Source organism: Amycolatopsis tolypomycina (assembly GCF_900105945.1).
In the GTDB taxonomy this organism is placed as follows: domain Bacteria; phylum Actinomycetota; class Actinomycetes; order Mycobacteriales; family Pseudonocardiaceae; genus Amycolatopsis; species Amycolatopsis tolypomycina.
In genome coordinates this window covers 3,724,781-3,741,864 of record NZ_FNSO01000004.1, presented here as the reverse complement: position 1 = coordinate 3,741,864, position 17,084 = coordinate 3,724,781, and the positions used below count along the sequence as shown (strand labels likewise).

General features: G+C 72.0%; 14 protein-coding genes. 6 read left to right on the top strand and 8 right to left on the bottom strand.

Annotation, left to right across the window (positions count from 1 at the left end; genetic code table 11):
- Window positions 1-6: 6 nt before the first annotated feature.
- Genes BLW76_RS27040 through BLW76_RS27025 form a run of 4 tightly spaced genes read right to left on the bottom strand, consistent with a single transcriptional unit; the run spans window position 7 to window position 3,615 of the window.
- Window positions 7-1,461: a PTS fructose transporter subunit IIC gene (locus tag BLW76_RS27040; RefSeq protein WP_091312309.1), complete on the bottom strand. Its 1,455-nt coding sequence runs from the start codon at window positions 1,459-1,461 to the stop codon at window positions 7-9.
- Between the two features lie 2 nt (window positions 1,462-1,463).
- Complete coding sequence (locus BLW76_RS27035; RefSeq protein ID WP_091312307.1) at window positions 1,464-1,916, bottom strand: PTS sugar transporter subunit IIA; 453 nt, start codon at window positions 1,914-1,916, stop codon at window positions 1,464-1,466.
- On the bottom strand, window positions 1,913-2,857 hold the full coding sequence (gene pfkB / locus BLW76_RS27030) for a 1-phosphofructokinase (RefSeq protein WP_091312303.1): 945 nt from the start codon (window positions 2,855-2,857) through the stop codon (window positions 1,913-1,915). The genes BLW76_RS27035 and pfkB overlap by 4 nt, the downstream gene beginning before the upstream one ends.
- Window positions 2,854-3,615, bottom strand: coding sequence for a DeoR/GlpR family DNA-binding transcription regulator (locus BLW76_RS27025; protein ID WP_091312301.1), 762 nt, complete (start codon window positions 3,613-3,615; stop codon window positions 2,854-2,856). Before BLW76_RS27025 ends, pfkB begins: the two co-directional genes overlap by 4 nt.
- Before the next feature lie 103 nt (window positions 3,616-3,718).
- Here BLW76_RS27025 and BLW76_RS27020 point away from each other — a divergent pair, with 103 nt between their 5' ends.
- Window positions 3,719-5,296 carry a putative PEP-binding protein gene (locus tag BLW76_RS27020; RefSeq protein WP_091312298.1) on the top strand — a complete coding sequence of 526 codons (1,578 nt, stop codon included), beginning with the start codon at window positions 3,719-3,721 and terminating at the stop codon, window positions 5,294-5,296.
- Here the strand turns inward: BLW76_RS27020 and BLW76_RS27015 are convergent.
- Window positions 5,273-6,247 (bottom strand): SEFIR domain-containing protein, encoded by a 975-nt coding sequence (locus tag BLW76_RS27015; protein ID WP_091312295.1) that lies wholly within the window; start codon window positions 6,245-6,247, stop codon window positions 5,273-5,275. The two genes, BLW76_RS27020 and BLW76_RS27015, sit on opposite strands and share 24 nt — an antisense overlap.
- Window positions 6,248-6,490: 243 nt before the next feature.
- Here BLW76_RS27015 and BLW76_RS27010 point away from each other — a divergent pair, with 243 nt between their 5' ends.
- From BLW76_RS27010 to BLW76_RS26990, 5 genes are all read left to right on the top strand, one after another.
- Window positions 6,491-7,060: a TIR domain-containing protein gene (locus BLW76_RS27010; protein WP_091312292.1), complete on the top strand. Its 570-nt coding sequence runs from the start codon at window positions 6,491-6,493 to the stop codon at window positions 7,058-7,060.
- Window positions 7,061-7,063: 3 nt separating this feature from the next.
- Window positions 7,064-8,680: a CATRA system-associated protein gene (locus BLW76_RS27005; protein WP_091312289.1), complete on the top strand. Its 1,617-nt coding sequence runs from the start codon at window positions 7,064-7,066 to the stop codon at window positions 8,678-8,680.
- The gene (locus BLW76_RS27000) at window positions 8,677-9,306 is read left to right on the top strand and encodes a hypothetical protein (protein ID WP_091312287.1); all 630 of its coding nucleotides are present in this window, start codon (window positions 8,677-8,679) and stop codon (window positions 9,304-9,306) included. Before BLW76_RS27005 ends, BLW76_RS27000 begins: the two co-directional genes overlap by 4 nt.
- On the top strand, window positions 9,306-12,404 hold the full coding sequence (locus BLW76_RS26995; protein WP_091312284.1) for an ATP-binding protein: 3,099 nt from the start codon (window positions 9,306-9,308) through the stop codon (window positions 12,402-12,404). The genes BLW76_RS27000 and BLW76_RS26995 overlap by 1 nt, the downstream gene beginning before the upstream one ends.
- Before the next feature lie 66 nt (window positions 12,405-12,470).
- On the top strand, window positions 12,471-13,019 hold the full coding sequence (locus tag BLW76_RS26990) for a dihydrofolate reductase family protein (protein ID WP_091312282.1): 549 nt from the start codon (window positions 12,471-12,473) through the stop codon (window positions 13,017-13,019).
- Between the two features lie 37 nt (window positions 13,020-13,056).
- Here BLW76_RS26990 and BLW76_RS26985 read toward each other — a convergent pair whose 3' ends face one another.
- From BLW76_RS26985 to BLW76_RS26975, 3 genes are all read right to left on the bottom strand, one after another.
- The gene (locus BLW76_RS26985) at window positions 13,057-13,986 is read right to left on the bottom strand and encodes a 3-oxoacyl-ACP synthase III family protein (protein WP_244170323.1); all 930 of its coding nucleotides are present in this window, start codon (window positions 13,984-13,986) and stop codon (window positions 13,057-13,059) included.
- Window positions 13,987-14,003: 17 nt separating this feature from the next.
- Window positions 14,004-15,836 (bottom strand): ThiF family adenylyltransferase, encoded by a 1,833-nt coding sequence (locus tag BLW76_RS26980; protein ID WP_091312275.1) that lies wholly within the window; start codon window positions 15,834-15,836, stop codon window positions 14,004-14,006.
- A gap of 361 nt (window positions 15,837-16,197) precedes the next feature.
- Window positions 16,198-16,911 carry an Asp23/Gls24 family envelope stress response protein gene (locus BLW76_RS26975; protein ID WP_091312272.1) on the bottom strand — a complete coding sequence of 238 codons (714 nt, stop codon included), beginning with the start codon at window positions 16,909-16,911 and terminating at the stop codon, window positions 16,198-16,200.
- Window positions 16,912-17,084: the final 173 nt, after the last annotated feature.

Sequence of the window (17,084 nt, the reverse complement as noted above, 5' to 3'; positions counted from 1 at the left end):
ACTCCTTCACGCGTTGACGGGCTGACCGGACACGGCGGCCGAGCGTTCGGCCGCCCGGAAGCGCACCTGCTTGAGCGCGATCACCGACCCGGCGGCGACCAGCGTCCCGGCGATCAGCGCCACCAGGAACATCAGCGGGCTGCCGATCAGCGGGAGCACGAAGATCCCGCCGTGCGGGGCGCGCAGCGTGGCGCCGAACGCCATCGACAGCGAGCCGGTGACCGCCGAGCCGAGCATGATCGACGGGATCACGCGGAACGGGTCCGCCGCGGCGAACGGGATCGCGCCCTCGGTGATGAACGACGCGCCGAGCAGCCAGGCCGCGCGGCCGTTTTCACGCTCCGCCTCGGTGAACAGCTTCTTGCGGACCGTCGACGCCAGCGCGAGCGCCAGCGGCGGCACCATGCCCGCCGCCATCACCGCGGCCATGATCTGCAGCGACGCCGTCGCGCCGGTCGTCAGGCCGCCGACCGCGAAGGCGTACGCCGCCTTGTTGACCGGGCCGCCCATGTCGAAGGCCATCATCAGGCCGAGCAGCGCGCCCAGCAGCAGCGCGCTGGCGCCGCTGAGGCTGTTGAGCCAGCCGGTCAGCCCCGACGTCGCCGCCGCGATCGGCTTGCCGACCACCACGTACATCAGTACACCGACCACAATGGACCCGAGCAGCGGGTAGACCACCACCGGCATGATCCCGCGCATCGCCTTCGGCACCTGGATCTTCTTCAGCGCCAGCACGACGCCACCGGCCAGGAGCCCGGCGACGAGGCCGCCGAGGAAGCCCGCCCCGACCGTGACGGCGATCGCGCCACCCACGAAACCGGGGGCGATCGCCGGGCGGTCGGCCATCGCGAACGCGATGAACCCGGCCAGCACCGGCACCAGGAAGTCGAAGGCGGCACTGCCGATCTGGAACATCAGCGCGGCCCAGCCGGCGACCGAACCCGCGTCGAAGTGTTCGGTGACCTTCGGCGCGTCGACGATCTGATAGCCACCCAAGGCGAAGCTCAACGCGATGAGCAGGCCGCCCGCGGCGACGAACGGGATGAGGTAGCTGACGCCGGTCATCAGCCACTGGCGGACCTTGGTGCCCGCCTTGTCGTTCGCCCCGACCTTCGAGGTCAGCTCCGGGGCGGCGGCCGGCGTGGCGGGGGCGGGCTCCCTGGCCGCGGCCTTCGCGCGCTCGAACAACCCGGCCGCGTCGTTGATCGCGGCCTTGACCGGCGCCTCGACGATCGGCTTGCCGGCGAAGCGCTCCCGGCCCTGCACCGCGAGGTCCGCGGCGAAGATGACGGCGTCCGCGCTCGCGATGTCCTCGGCCGACAGCGGCTCGGACCCGGCCGAACCCTGCGTCTCGACGACGATCTCGTCGCCGTTGGCCTTGGCGGTCTGCTCCAGCGACTCGGCCGCCATGTAGGTGTGGGCGATGCCGGTGGGGCAGGCGGTGATGGCGACGAACTTCATGGTCAGGCCACCTCCTGGCGGATGTAGCCGGCGACGGCCGCGGCGTCGGTGGCGTCCAGCAGGTTCTGCTTGAACTCGGCCCGGACCAGCCGCCGGGCGAGGGCGGCCAGCACCTTCAGGTGCTCGCTGCCGCCGCCTTCCGGCGCGGCGATGAGGAAGATCAGCTTCGCCGGGCCGTCCGGCGCGCCGAAGTCGACGCCCGCGTCGCTGCGGCCGAACGCCAGCGTCGGTGCGGTGACCGCGGCCGAGCGGCAGTGGGGGATGCCGATGCCGCCTTCGAGGCCGGTGGCCATCTGCTCTTCGCGGGCGGCGACGTCCTTGAGGAAGAGGTCGAGGTCGGTCACCCGCCCGGCGGAGACGAGCCGCTCGGCCAGCGCCCGGGTGGCACCGTGCTTGTCGGTCGCGTCCAGGCCGAGGTCGACCAGGTCGGCGGTGATCAGGTCTGGGGTGGTCATGCGGCGGCTCCGCTGAGGGTGAAGGTGGGGTCGGCTTCGAGCACGTGCACCTGCTCGGGGTGCACGTCCTCGGGCGTGGGCATGCGGCTGCCCTCCTGCGTGACCGCGGCGGTGCCGTAGGCGACTGCGGTCCGCAGGGCTCGGGGGCCGGTTCCTCCCGCGTGGAGGAACCCGGCGAGTGCGGCGTCTCCGGCGCCGACGGTGCTGCGCACGGCCACGAGCGGGCCGAGCGCGTGATGGGTCTCGGTCTCCTCGACGAGCACCGCGCCGCGCGCGCCCAGGCTGACCAGCACGCGGCCGACGCCGCCGGAGATCAGCTCCCGGCAGAACGCGACGACGTCGCCGAGCAGGGGCAGCGGGCGCCCGGCGAGCTCGATCAGCTCGTCGAGGTTCGGTTTGAGCAGGTCCGGGCCGCCGGCGCAGGCGGCGGCGAGCGGTGCGCCGGAGGAGTCGACGGCGACCTTCGCCCCGGCTTCGCGGGCCAGCTTCGTCAGGCGTGCGTAGAAGTCGTCGGGCACGCCGGCCGGGAGACTGCCGCAGCACACCAGCCACTCGCCGCGCGCGGCCAGCTCGACGGCCCGGCCTTCGAGGGTGGCGAGCTCGGCGGGGGAGATCCGCGGGCCCGGCTCGTTGATCTTCGTCGTGGTCCCGTCGGCTTCGACGAGCGTGATGTTGCTGCGGGTCGACCCGGTGATCGGCACCGCGACGACCGGGACGCCTTCGGGCGCGAGCAGGTCGGCCAGCCGCTCGCCGACCGGGCCGCCGGCGGGCAGCAGCGCGACGGTCGGGGTCCCGGCGGCGGCCAGCGCGCGGGCGACGTTCACGCCCTTGCCGCCCGGGTCGAGCCGGACGGCTTCCGCGCGGTTGACTTCGCCGCGGTGCAGGTCGGCCAGCCGCAGTGTCCGGTCGAGGCTCGGGTTGGGGGTCACGGTGACGATCACGCCAGCACCACCTCCGGGCCCGCTTCTTCGAGTTCGGCCACCACGCCGGCGTCGATGCCGCTGTCGGTGACCAGGACGTCGATCTCGCTCAGCCGCGCGAACCGGCTGAGCTGGTCGGTGCCGTACTTGCTGTGGTCGGCCAGCAGCACCCGCTTGCGCGCGGCGGCGACCACGGCGGCCTTCACGGCGGACTCCGCCATGTCCGGCGTCGTGCAGCCGTGCTCGGCGGAAAAGCCGTTGGCGCCGAGGAAGGCGACGTCGACGAGCAGGCCGTCGAGCGCGTGCAGCGTCCAGGCCTCGACCGCGGCGAGCGTCGTCCCGCGGACGCGGCCGCCGAGGATGTGCAGCGTGATGCCCGGGCGGGTGGCGAGGATCGAGGCGACCGGGATCGAGTTGGTGATCACCGTCAGTTCGCGGTCGGCGGGCAGCAGCGTCGCGAGCCTGCTGGTCGTGGTGCCCGCGTCGAGCAGGATCGAGCCGCGGTCGGGGACCAGGTCCAGCGCGGCCCGGGCGATCGCGTCCTTCTCGGCGGCGTTGGTGTGGTCCCGTTGCGCGACTTCGGGTTCGAAGTCGAGCCGCTCGACCGCGACCGCACCGCCGTAGACGCGGCGGACGATGCCCTGGCGTTCGAGGACGCCGAGGTCGCGGCGGATGGTCTCGGGGGCGACACCGAGTTCGGCGGCGACGTCGCCGACGTCGACGCGGCCGTCACGTCGTGCGCGTTGCGCCAGGAGCTGATGCCGTTCGGCGGCGTACATGCCCGTTCCTCTCCGATGTTTGCCCGTTGCCGTTTGATTGTGCCCGTTGTTACCGTACTGTCAATCCCCAGTTACGAGATCCTTGGCGCTCGGAGGTCCTGCAATGCCGTTGTCCGGAGTCGGAGTCAGCCCTGGCCGCACCGCTGGCCCCCGCGTCCTCGTGGCCGCTGACCTGCCGGAACCTGCCGCCTCGCCCCCTCCCGCGGACCTCGCGGCCGAAGCGGGCAAGATCGGGCAGGCGGCGGCTTCGGTGGCGGCCGCGTTGTCCGATCGTGCCCGTTCCGTGTCCGGAGATGCCCGGTCGGTGCTGGAGACCACGGCCGCGATGGCGGCCGACCCGGCGTTGACGGCGTCCGCGGAGAAGCTCGTCCTGGACCGTGCGCTGCCCGCCCCGCGCGCGGTGTGGGAGGCGGCGGGGGAGTTCATGACGGCGCTGCAGGCCGCGGGCGGCTACATGGCCGAGCGCGCCCGGGACGTCGCCGACGTCCGGGACCGGATCGTCGCGGCGTTGCTGGGCGTGGCCCCGCCGGGCGTGCCGGACCTGACGTCACCGAGCGTGCTGGTGGCCCGCGACCTCGCCCCGGCCGACACCGCCGGGCTCGACCCCGACCTGGTCCTGGCATTGGTGACGGCCGAAGGCGGCCCGACGAGCCACACCGCGATCCTGGCGCGGGCACTGGGCATCCCCGCGGTCGTGGCCTGCGCCGGCGTGCTGGACCTGGACAGCCCGGGACTCGCGGTCGACGGCTCCGCGGGCACGGTGACCCCCTCGGACGGCACGGTCCGGGCACCGGCCCGCACGTCCCGCCCGACGTGGGACGGCGTCGGCCGCCTCGCCGACGGCCACCGCGTGAAGCTCCTGGCCAATGTGGGCTCCGCCGCGGACGCCACGGCGGCGGCCGCGGCAGGCGCCGAGGGAATCGGGCTGTTCCGCACGGAATTCTGTTACCTGTCAGCGTCTTCCGAGCCGACGGAGGCGGAGCAGCGGGCGGCGTACGCGGCGGTGCTGGCCCCGTTCGCGGGCAAGCCGGTCGTCGTCCGGACCCTGGACGCGGGCTCGGACAAGCCCCTCGAGTTCCTGCCGATGGGCGAGGAACCCAACCCGGCACTGGGCGTCCGCGGCCTGCGCGTGGCGTTCAACCGCCCGGAACTGCTGGACCGCCAGCTGGCCGCCATCGTGGCGGCGGCCGCCGACACGGGCGTGGAGCTGTCGGTGATGGCCCCGATGGTGGCCACGGCGGCGGAAGCGGCCTGGTTCACGGCCCGAGCCCGCGCGGCGGGCGCCGACCGGGTGGGCGTGATGATCGAGATCCCGGCGGCGGCGTTGTGCGCTGCGGAAATTCTCGCCGAGGTCGACTTCGTGTCGCTGGGGACGAACGACCTGGCCCAGTACGTGTTCGCGGCCGACCGCCAGCTGGGCGCGGTGGCGGCACTGAACGCCCCGGACCAGCCGGCCCTGCTGCGGTTGGTGGGCATGGTGGCAGCGGCCGGTGCCGCAGCGGGCAAGCCGGTGGGCGTCTGCGGCGAAGCGGCGGCAGATCCTGCCCTGGCACCGGCTTTGGTGGGCCTGGGTGTGACGTCGTTGTCGATGAACGCGGTGGCACTGGCCGGTGTGGGCGCGGCACTGCGCGCGGTGGATCTGGCGGCGTGCCGAGCGTCAGGTCATGGTCGGATCGCCTAGCCCGAGTTCGGGCGGCCGCCCGCCCCGCCGGGTGACGACGAGCGCCCCGGACCCGAGCGGCGACGCCGGTGCCCCCGGCCGCGACAGCTCCAGGCGCAGCAGACGGGCACCCGTCACGTCGAGGTCGATGGCGGCCGGTTTCCCGGCCGCCACGTCGTGTTCGGACCGCGGGGCGCCATCGAGCACCACCCGCACCCGGCCGACCTGGAACGGGTCGGTGGCATCGTCGAGCACCCCGGCGACGGTGGTGAACCGCCGGTAGTTGCCACCGAGATCCAGTTCGACGAACCCCGGTCCGGCGGCCGTCGGCGAAGCCGGCCGCAGGACGATGCTCTGCTCGTAGCGGACACCGTCGATGTCCGCGGCGCCGCGTTTCACGCCCTGGCTGGCGCACAGCCACGGCAGTTCACCCGCGGGCACCCGCTGCTCCTGACGGGCACCGCCGAGCCATTTCCCGCGCCGGGGCATCGGGTACTGGCCTTGCCCGGTGATCGCGGCGAGCAGGTCGGCCACACCGGCCGGGGTGAACTCGTCGACGTGGTACCTGGTCGTCGAGTGCGCGTTGAGGAAGGCGGGGATTTCGTCGACCGACCGGCCGGGCAGGACGACCGGCAGCACCCGTTCGGTTTCGCGGCGCAGGTCCCGGGTGAGGTTGTTCCGGATGATCGCTGCCTCGAACTGGGCGCCCCGCCCCTCGTGGGGCAGCGCGGTGCCGTCGGCACGGCGTTTGTAGTCCGGGGAGGCGATGACGATGATGAAGTCCGCCCGCTCCAGGTTCTCGGTCGCCCACAGCGACCAGTCCCGGCGCGTGTTGTCGTACCAGGCATCGAGGTGGACGTCCAACCCGATCTCGACGCGGAGGAAAGCGGCGAAGCGGTGCACGAGGTCCTTGTGTGCCGGGGTGTCGTGGGAGTAGGTGACGAACACCCGGGGCGCGGCACGGTCGGGCATGGACGCCCCTTCGCATCGAGTCGGTGAATAACCGATTCCGCTGATCGGCCATTCGCAAAGCTGCCCTGTCATCTATCCGCGGGGTCTGCGTTTGTCAAGCTTTTCGGACGAGTGAGTCGAATTGGTCACCGATGGCCAGGTATTGGCATGGTTCTGTCCAGTTTCCCGCCTTTCTTCGTCGCGCAAACCCGGCCTAGGATGGGCCGTTGCCTGGCGGGGAGCGGCGAAGGAGCGAAGGCACGCGTGTACGAGTACGACGTGTTCATCAGCTACCAACGCGCCGGCCGCGACATTTCGGCATGGGTGAAGAACCATTTCCGCCCCCGGCTGGCCGAAGTTCTCGACAACAACTTCTACCGCGACGTCCGTATTTTCTGCGACGACCAGGTCCGCACCGGAGCGAGCTGGGCGGGGGAGGTGCGCACGGCGCTGCTGCGCACCCGGGTGCTGGTCCCGGTGTGCTCGCCGAAGTACTTCCGGGACGAATGGTGCCTGGCGGAGTGGCATTCCATGGCCGAACGGGAAGCCCTGACCGCCCGCGCGCAGCCGTTGATCTACCCGGTGATCTTCTGCGACTCCCGGACCTTTCCGGCGTGGGCCCACGAACGGCGCTTGCGGGATCTGCAGCAGTGGAACCTCCCCTTCGAGCACTTCCAGACCGCGCCGGCGTATCTCGACTTCCACCAGCAGATCAAGCAGATCGCCGCGGAGCTCGAAGAGCTCATCGAACGAGCGCCGGAGTGGCGGGCGGACTGGCCGGTGCGCACGCCGGCTCCCGAGCCGCCGAAGCGGGCGCAGAAGCCGAGGTTCTGACGGATGCCGGGGTCGGTGTTCACCTTCTACTCCTACAAGGGCGGCGTCGGCCGCAGCTTCACGCTGGCCAACATCGCCGTGCTGCTCGCCCGGTGGGGTCACCGCGTGCTCTGCCTGGACTGGGACCTCGAGGCCCCGGGCCTCGCCGACTACTTCCGGCCACGGCTGCCCGCGCGGCCGAGCGGCGGCGTGGTCGACATCGTCGACGACTTCCGGCACGGCCGGTTCGCTCCGGAAGCCCACGTCCAGCGGCTGACCGACGTCGGCGTGCTGGACTTCATCGCCTCCGGCCGCGAAGACGGCGGCTACGTCGGGCAGGTGCAGGAGATCGACTGGGACGAGCTGTACGACGACGGGTTCGGCGAATACCTCGAGCAGTGCCGCGAGCAGTGGGCCGCGCACTACGACTTCGTCCTCATCGACAGCCGCACCGGGATCTCCGACATCGGCGGGATCTGCACGGCGCACCTCCCGGACCACCTCGTCCTGCTGTTCACCGCCAACCGGCAGAGCATCCTCGGCGCACTGGAGGCGGCCCGGCGCGCCGACGCGGCCCGCAACCTCCTGCCCTTCGACCGCGCGCGGCTGACCGTCCTGCCGGTGCTGTCGAGGTTCGACAACCGGGAGGAGTACGACCGGTCGGAGGCGTGGCGCCGGATCGTCGTCGACGAGACGGCCGAGCTGTACCGCACGTGGGTCGACCAGACGGTGGAGCCGGCGACGATGGCCCGCCACCTCACGTTGCCGTACGTGTCGTACTGGAGTTTCGGCGAGCAACTGCCGGTGCTGTCGGAACAGACGCCGAGCGCCGACCAGATCGGCTTCGCCCTCGAAACGGTCGCGGCGGTGATCGCCTGCCGCCTCGACCGCACGGACCTGCTGGCAGAGAACCGCGACGCGTACGTGGCAGCGGTGCGCGCGAGCCGCCAGGAGTTCAAGCACGAACTGCGCGTCAGCATCCCGAGAGCGGCGTTCGGCCCGGCCGGCGACCTGGTCGAGGAACTGAAGAAGCTGGACGTCCGGGTGGTGAAATCCCTCTCCGGCGACCGATCCCTGCTGGCCAGGGCCGAGGACGACGCACGGCACCTGTGCCTGATCGTCGACGGCAAGGTGAGCCGCTGGCAGTCGGCGGAGGTGGAGCTGTTCCTGCACCGCACGCTGGGCCAGGACCGCCGCGTGATCCCGATCCTGACCCAGGGCACGGAGGCGGCCGGGCTGCCGGGGTACGTGGGCAACCTCCGGTACCTGCGCCTGGGCGCCCGCGGCCCGGCCGGCGTGGCCCGCGACCTGGTCGCCCAGCTGCGGGGCCAGTCGCCCCTGGTCGACGCGGTCGACGTCGCCGAAGTGCTGCACCAGGCCCGCGGGGCACGGTTGCGCCCTTCGCGGTGGGACCTGGTCGACGAGCTCGTCGAAGGGCTGCGCGCGGCCATCGGCGCGGGCGACGACCTCCGCACGAACGACCTCGCGACGGACCTCGCGGTGGCAACCCGAGCCCGCCCCCCGAACGGCGCGCCCCGCGACACCGTGCCCCCGGCAACCCGCCGGTCGATCGACTGGCTCCTGCGCCTGCTCGACACGCGCGCGAAAACCACGATGCAGCACCGGAAGGATTCCGAATGACCGACCGCTTGGGACAGAAACAGACCGCGGCGATGTTCACGCTGATGGTGCTGGGCCGGGAGGTGACCAACCAGGAGCTGGCGGAGGTGGTCGGCTTCACCCTGACGGGTACCGAACGCACCGGCCTGAACAAGCTCGGCTACGTGGACAGCGACCGGACCGGGCCGAAGCGGAGTTTCGTCCACCTGCTGAGCGAAAGCGGCTGGGCATGGTGCGAAAAGGAACTCGCGGCGGGTGGCCCGCCGCCGCAACGGGGCCAGAGCCCGCTGGCGACGGCCCTCTACGTCGTCCTCGGCGGTCTGGGGGAGTACCTGGACCGCGAGAACCTCCGGCTGGTCGATGTCTTCACCCCGGCCGACTCCACACCGCTCGCCGATCGCATCCGCGTCGCGTATCGCGAGCTCGTGAAGGAACCCCGGGGCTGGGTCGGATTGGGCCAGCTGCGGTCGAAGCTCGGCGGCGCCGCCGCGGCGGAAGTCAACGCTGCTCTGTTGGAACTGAGCAGCACCGGCGAGGCGCACCTGGTGCCGGAGGAGAACCGCAAGGCCCTCACCGCGGCCGATCGCGAAGCGGCGATCCGCATCGGCGGTGAGGACAACCACCTGATCTCGATCGAGGCGTCGTGATGGACGAACTGACGGCGTTGACCACCTTGCGGTTCGACTGGGCGGACACGCCGGACCACGTCTGGCGGGACTCGCCCTACCATGTCGACGGGCTGCACGACGACGCGCTCGCCGCTCTCGACACGGGCATCCGCGACGCTGTCGCCAGCGATGGACCGAGCCCGATCGGGCTCGTCCTGCGCGGGACGAAAGGGGTTGGCAAGACGCACCTCCTCGGGCTCGTCCGGCGCCAGGTGCACCGCGCGCGGGGGTACTTCTTCCTCGCCGACGTCACCGCGGCCGAGGCGTTCTGGGAGAACACGGCCGAGGCCCTGCGGCGCGGGATGTCCAGGCTCGACGATTCGAACGAGTCACAGCTGAAGAGCTTCCTCCTGCGTGTGTGCCTGCGAGCCCAGGTCAGCGCCGAGGTCACGGCCACCATTCGCCGGGGCCGCGGGCTGACTGTGGACGACGTCGAGGCCTTCATCGACGGGGTGCGCCGCTTGGACGAGATGGTCGCCGACCACTGCGAGGACACTGCGCGGGCCCTCGTGCTCATCGCCTGCCGGGACCGGGCTGCCAAATATGTCGGCGAGGACTACTTGGACGGGGACACGGAGCTCACGTCCGACGCCCGGAAGTGGAACATCTATTCGCGGCCGAAGCCGGCCCGTGTCCTCGTCGAGGAGATCACCCGCCTGTTAGCTCTCACCGGGCCGGTCGTGATCGCCGTGGACCAGCTCGACACCCTGGTCGCGCGGTCGACCAAGCGCACCCACGAGATCGGGAGCAGCCTCGAGGAAGACCTCCTCGTGGCGCAGATCGCCGACGGGCTCATGAACCTGCGCGAGGTCACCCACAAGACGTTGACCGTGCTGGCCTGCCTGCCCAGTACCTGGGAGCAGATCAAGACGAAGGCGGCGGGTACCGTGCCCGACCGCTTCCGGGAGTCGGTGACACTCGGCCGGATCACCGACGCCGCGCTCGGCCGGGCCCTGGTCGAGAAACGGCTCGGCGTGGCCTACGAGCAGATGGGCTTCGAACCGGCGCACCCGACCTGGCCCGTCGCGCCATCGGCCTTCGAAGGAACCTGGCAGCAGTGGACCCCGCGCGAACTGCTGAAGCGCATTGGGGCGCACATCGACCTCTGCCTGCGCAGCAGGCAGGTTCGGGAGCTCACTTCCTTCGACGAACAGGTCGAGGTGCCGGTCGCCCCCGTGCGCACCGCCGTGGAGGACGACCGGTTCGCCGAGCTCGACACCCAGTTCGCCCGGCTCGAAGCCGAAATCGAACCTGGGCGGCTGCTCACCGAGAAGACCGAGGACAAGGTGATGCCCGGGCTCCTGTCGGCCGCCCTGCGCTGCTGGATCGCCGAGGTGGGAGACGACGACCTGGAGTGGTCGTGCGAGCACCAGAACGGCCGGAGCGACGTGCACGCCTGGCTCACCCGTACCCTCGACGAGGACGCCGATCTCCAGGAGCACTGGGCGTTCCGGGCGATCGCGGCGCAGCATCCCCGCGCTGCGTTGAGCCGGTTCCGCAAGGCCCGGTCGGCGGTCGGACAGCGACCGGGCGTCGACAACCGGCATCTCGTCATCATCCGCAAGCCGGACTGGTCGAAGGGGACGCAGACCCAGCTCGAGGTGAAGGAGTTCCGGATGGCGGGCGGGCAGCGGATCCCGCTGTCCGACCGGGACGTGCGTACTTTCTGGGCGCTCGACCGGATGCTCGCCAACGGCGGCCGCGAGCTGCACGAGTGGCTGATCGACCGCCGGCCCGCCAGCCGGTCCGATCTGCTGTCCGCTGTTCTGCCGGAGAAGCCCGCCGGGGCGGGTGTCGAGCAGGCAGCCGAGCGGCGGCCCACCGAAGCGACGCACCCACCGCCGGCCGAGGGTGAAATCACCCTCGGCTCCGTCGTCGGCTCCGGTGAGCCCGTGCGGATCGAACTCTCCGCCCTGCGCAAGCACGCCGCCGTCTTTGCCGGGTCTGGTTCCGGGAAGACCGTCCTGCTCCGGCGGATCGTCGAGGAATGTGCCCTCCAGGGCGTCTCCGCCATCGTGCTGGATCCCAACAACGACCTCGCGCGGCTCGGTGACCCCTGGCCCGACCCGCCGGACGGCTGGGCCAGCGGTGACGCCGCGCTCGCCAAGCAGTACCTCGCCGACACCGATGTCGTCGTCTGGACGCCTGGGCGGGCCACCGGGCGGCCGCTTGCCTTCCGGCCCTTGCCCGACTTTGCCGGGGTGCTCGACGACACCGATGAATTCACCGCCGCCGTCGAGGTGGCCGTGGCCACGCTTGCGCCTCAGGTTCGGCTCACCGGGACCACCGCGAAAGCCAACATCGGGCTCGCCGTGCTGCGGCAGGCCGTCGTCCACCATGCGCGGACCGGGTCGCGCAGCCTGCCCGAGCTCGTCGAACTCATGTCCGACCTGCCCGACGATGTCAGCAACCTCAACGACGCCAAGCGCATCGCCGCCGATCTCGCCGAGGTTCTCAAGGCCGCCATGGTCAACGATCCGCTCTTCGCCGGTGGGGGCGAACCCGTCGATCCCGGCGCCCTGCTCACCCCGGCCGGCGGGAGGCGGGCGCGGGTCTCCGTGATCAGCTTCGTCGGCCTGCCCGCCGAGGAACAGCGGCAGAACTTCGTCAACCAGCTGCAGATGGAACTGTTCGCCTGGATCAAACGCCACCCGGCGGGCGACCGGCCGCTCGGTGCCCTGTTCGTCATGGACGAAGCCCAGACGCTCGCCGCCTCGGGCAGCCTCACCGCGAGCACCCGCAGCACCATCGTGCTCGCCTCCCAGGCCCGCAAGTACGGGCTCGGCCTGCTGTTCGCCACGCAGGCGCCCAAGGGCCTGCACAACCAGGTCGTCGGCAACGCGATGACGCAGTTCTTCGGCCGCCTCAACAGCCCGGCCCAGATCGCCGCGGCCAACGAACTGGCGCGCGCGAAGGGCAGCCCGGTCGCGGACATCTCGCGCCTGGAACGGGCGCAGTTCTACGTTGCGGGGGAGGCGTTCGGGTTCCGCCAGGTGGCGACACCGCTGTGCCTGTCGCACCACCCGGCCAGCCCGCTGCGCCTGGAAGAGGTGATCGCGCGGGCCAAACAGAACTGAGCCGGTCGATCCGGGCGGGGCTCGTTCGACGCGTGGGTGAAGCCACCCCGACCGGAGGAGCCCGCCATGATCCGCCTGTACATGTCCATGTCGCTCGACGGCTTCATCGCGGGCCCGGACGACCGCCCCGGCCAGGAGCTGGGCCGCGGCGGCTTCCGGCTGTTCGACTGGCTGGACGACCGGCACGGTGACGGCCCCAGCGCGCAGGTGTACCGCGAGGCGACGGCGACGGGGGCGCTCATCTCGGGCCGCCGGACCTTCGAACTCGCGGGCCGCTGGGGTGGCGACCACCACGACGGCGTGCCGATCCACGTGCTCACCCACCACGTCGATCCCGCCGACACCCCGCCCGGGAGCGCGCGGTTCTTCACCGATGTCACCGCTGCCGCGGAGGAAGCCCGCGCCGCGGCCGGCGAGCGCGGGGTCATGGTGCACGGCGCCGGCGCCGCGCAGGCGCTGCTGGCCGCCGGCCTGCTGGACGAACTGGAACTCCACGTCGTCCCGGTGCTCCTCGGCGAAGGACGGCGGTTGTTCGACGGCACCAAGGCCGAACTCGAACTCGTCCGGCGCCTCGACGACCGCGACGTCCTCCACCTGCGTTACCGGGTGCGGTGAGCTCCGGCGCGCGGGACGCCGGAGCCACCCCTTCAGCTCAGCCGTGGCGGAAACACAAGGTGCCCCACTGGAAACCCGCGCCGATCGACGACACCACGTACGTGTCGCCCGGACGCACCGCGCCCGCGCCGAACCGCGAGTGCAGTGCCGTGAACACGCCCGCGGATCCCGTGTTGCCCAGGCTGTCCACCGTGATCGGCGCCCGATCGGCCGGCACGCCCAGCTTCTCCAGCGCCGCGGTGAGGATGTTCAGGTTCGCCTGGTGCAGGAAGAAGTGCGCGACGTCCGCCACCCGCACCTCCGCGTCGTCCGTCGCGCGCAGGACGCTGTCGGGCAGGCAGCGCGTCGCCGTGTCCCACACCGCGCGGCCATTCATCTTGAGGTAGGCGCCCGGGGCCGGGATCTCCACCTCGTACGACAGTTCCGCGCCGAAGTCCCAGCCCAGCAGGCCGGCGCCCGGCGCGGCCCGGGTGAGGACCGCCGCTCCCGCCGCGTCGCCGAAGAACACCCTCGTGGTGCGGTCCGCCGGGTCCGTCACGCGGGACGCGCAGTCCGCCGCCACCACCAGGACCGTGCGGGCCGCCGGTGTCTGCAGCAGGTGCGCCGCCAGGAACAGCGCCTGGACGCCGTTGGCGCACGCGGCCTGCGTGACGTCGAGGGTCAGGGCGCGGTCGGCGCCGAGCAGCTCCTTGACGATCAGCGCCGTCGACGGCAACGGCTGGTCGGCGGTGTACGTGCCGACGATGATCGCGTCGACGTCGCGGGGGGTCACCCCCGCCGCGGCCAGTGCGGGGCGGGCGGCCGCCGCGCACATGTCCGAGGTCGCGCGCTCGGGCGCCAGGCGGCGGCGCGTCCGGATGCCGGTGCGGCTGACGATCCACTCGTCCGACGTGTCCAGCGTCGACGCCAGTTCGGCGTTGGTGACGACCTCCGGCGGCAGGTGCACGCCGGTGCCCGTGATCGCCACGGGTACGGAAAGCGCGCTCACTCCGCGCCGCCGGCGTAGACGTTGCGCGACGGGTGCAGCTGCTGCTCGAGGTCGGTGTAGAAACGGCCGGACTCGCACGGCCTGCCGAGCAGGATGCGGCGGGCCGCTTCCCCGCACAACGCGCCGCCGAGGGCCACGCCGGACGCCAGCTGCGGCCAGCTGCTCAGCGTGCGGCCCAGCTCGCCGAACGACGCCGCCAGCTCCGGGCTGATCCGGCCCGCGTCCACCATGGCGAGGATCAGCTCGGTCCGGGCCTGGGAGTTCAGCTCCAGGAGGTCGATCGACTTCACGTCGCCGAGCAGCCCGTGCAGCAGCGGCCGGTCGGGTTCGCGGTCGAAGCGCTCGACGTCGAGCATGCCGCGGTCGTTGCAGTCCATCACCACCGGGATGCCGAGGTCGCGGGCGTACTCGCGGGCCGCGATCTTCACCCACGGCGTGTCGCACTCCTCGACGAGCAGGTCGAGACCACCCGCGAAGAACCGCTCGATGGTCTCCGGCGTCAGCCCGGCCCGCTCGATTTCGATGTCGAGGTACGGATCGATCTCGTACATCTGCCGCGCCGACAGCACCGCCTTGTTGACGCCGAGGTCGTGCAGCCCGCCGCGCAGCCGGTTGAGGTTGGACAGCCCGAAACCGTCGAAGTCGGCCAGCTTGAACGCGCCGCCGATGCCTTCGAGTGCGAACGTCAGCGCCGCGCTGTTGCCGACCGAAAGGCCGATCACGCCGATCCGCTTGCCGAACAGCCGCCGCTGGTCGGGCCGCTCGATGCGGCCGCGGTTGCGGTCGGTGCGGACGAGCCGGAACTCCTCGCGCGGCAGGACGTGCACCAGCCGTCCCGACCACGGGTACCACGCCCACGTGCCGTACTCCCACGGCTCGGCGCCGGCCAGCTGCTCCCGCTTCCTGCGCTCGATTTCGTGCGCGTCCCGGCACGCCGGCTCGCGGCTGCGGACCAGTTCGGTGAGCTGGTCGTCGATCGTGTCGTGCACCTCGCGGACGTTCCCGGAGGCGAGCAGCGCGCCGACGTCGGACGCGCTGTGCAGCACCGGCCGCCAGGTTTCCCGGTCCGGGGCCGCGGCGCCGGTCAGGGTGACCGGCGCGGCCCGGCGCACCGGCGGAACGGGCAGCAGCGGCGCGCTGCCGGCGGCCGCGATGACGGGGAATTCGTCCCGCAGCCGCGTGATGAGGTCGTGGTGCCGCCCGCCGCCGTCGGCGACGCGGTGCAGCATGATGACGACGTCTTCGGTGTACTGCGGGACGTACCGGCGGGTGCCGCGCACCGGCCGGAAGCCGAAGCGCTCGTGGAAGCGGTCCTGGCCGTCCTTCGTGCCGGACGTGCCGATCATCGCCCGCGCGCCGAGGTGGTGGGCCGCGCCGATCGCCAGCGCGTTCAGGTGCAGGCCGAGCCCGAGCTTCCGGGCCCGGTGCTCGACGACGAGCCTGCTGTGCTCGAACACGTCCGCGGCGCCGAAGCCTTCGGCGGCCAGGAGTTCCTCGTAGTGCTCGTCGCCGAGGAAGTCGCGGGACTGGAACAGCGCGCCCGTGTCCGGTGTGGACAGCCGGATGTACCCCAGCGGCGGCCCGCCGGGGCTGCGCCGCGCGATGAAGTGCCAGGCCCCGAAGTCGAGGTCCTGGTCGTCGGCATGGGTGCCGTCCGCGCGGCGGAACGCCGGACGGCGGCCGTGGTCGAACAGGATGCGGGCGCGCAGGGCCCGGACGGCGTCGAGCAGGGGGCCGCCGTCCTCGCCGGGGCCCGGACCGCGGAACGCGGTGACGTGCCAGTCCGGGGTTTCCGGCGCGGGCGCGCCGGGGTGGTTCAGGGGTGTCAAGTGTCGCCTTTTCTCCGGAAGTGCCGGACGGCAACGGGAAGCCGCCCGCGAGAAGGCCCCGGCCGGAGTGTGCGGTCCGGACCAGGGCGGCGGAAAGGTAACAGGGCACGGGAGTACCGGACCGATGACGGCGGCCCGGCCGGGTAAACCATTACCCGCGGTGGGAAGAGCAACATCGGGTGACGTCGGCCCGGTCGTGGTGGAGATCGGCCGCGGTGATCCACTCGAAGGGGTGCCGGACGATCTCGGAACGCAGCGGCCGCCGGGAGGGCCACGGGTGGCGCCGGGGGAGCAGCTTCACCCCGGCGGGCGAAAGCTGATCCGCGGGGTGCCCGGTCCCGCGGACCGGGCACCCGGGCGGTCAGTCCGCTTCGGGGAAGTGGATGTCGGTGACGTGCACGTCCACGACCTCGACGTCGAGACCCAGGTACTGCTCGACGGCGTCGATCACCGCGACGCGCAGCTGCTCGCCCAGCGCCTTGACCGCGTGGCCGAACTCGATCACGACCGGGATGGTCACCCAGGCGACGTCGTCGGCGAGCTCGACCTTGACGCCGTCCTCGGCGACGCTGTGCACGCCCTCGGTCCGGCCGGCGATCCGCAGGACGATCTTGCCGACCACGCCGTCGGCGATCGTGGTGCTGCCGCGGGAACCCGCCGCGGGGCGGGCGGCGGCCGGCTCGGCCTCGGCGACCGCGACCGGCTCGGCCTCGGCGGCGGGTTCGGCGACCGCGGCCGGTTCGGCTTCGGCGACTGCTTCCGCGGGCTCTTCGGTCTCGGCGACGGCCTCCTCGGCCGCTTCTCCCTCGTCCTCGTCCTCGGCCGCGTTCGAGTCCGTGTCGTCCTCTTCGGTCTCGGCGACATCCTCTTCGGAGTGTTCGGCGGCTTCCGAGTCAGCCGTGTCTTCCACGGCGTCCGCGGTCTCGTCCTCGGCGGTTTCCGTCGTGGTCTCCGCCTCCGGTGCGGATTCCTCGGCGACCGCGGGCTCGGGTTCGACCGAGCCGTAGGCGTACCCGCCCGCGTCGGGGTTTTCGTTCTTGGGGCGGCCGAAGATGCTGTTCATGACGTCGGACATGGTTTCCCTTTCCGGGCGCGACGACTACCTGTGGGGACAGCAGACGGCGACATGCTAGGGGACGGCCCGTGATCCGCGTCACGGGCCCCCGCCTTCGAGACTCGCTTGTGTCCCAACAGATATCCGGCTGATCACCGTCCGTCAGGCCGCATGCGGCGGTCGGTGATCGCGTC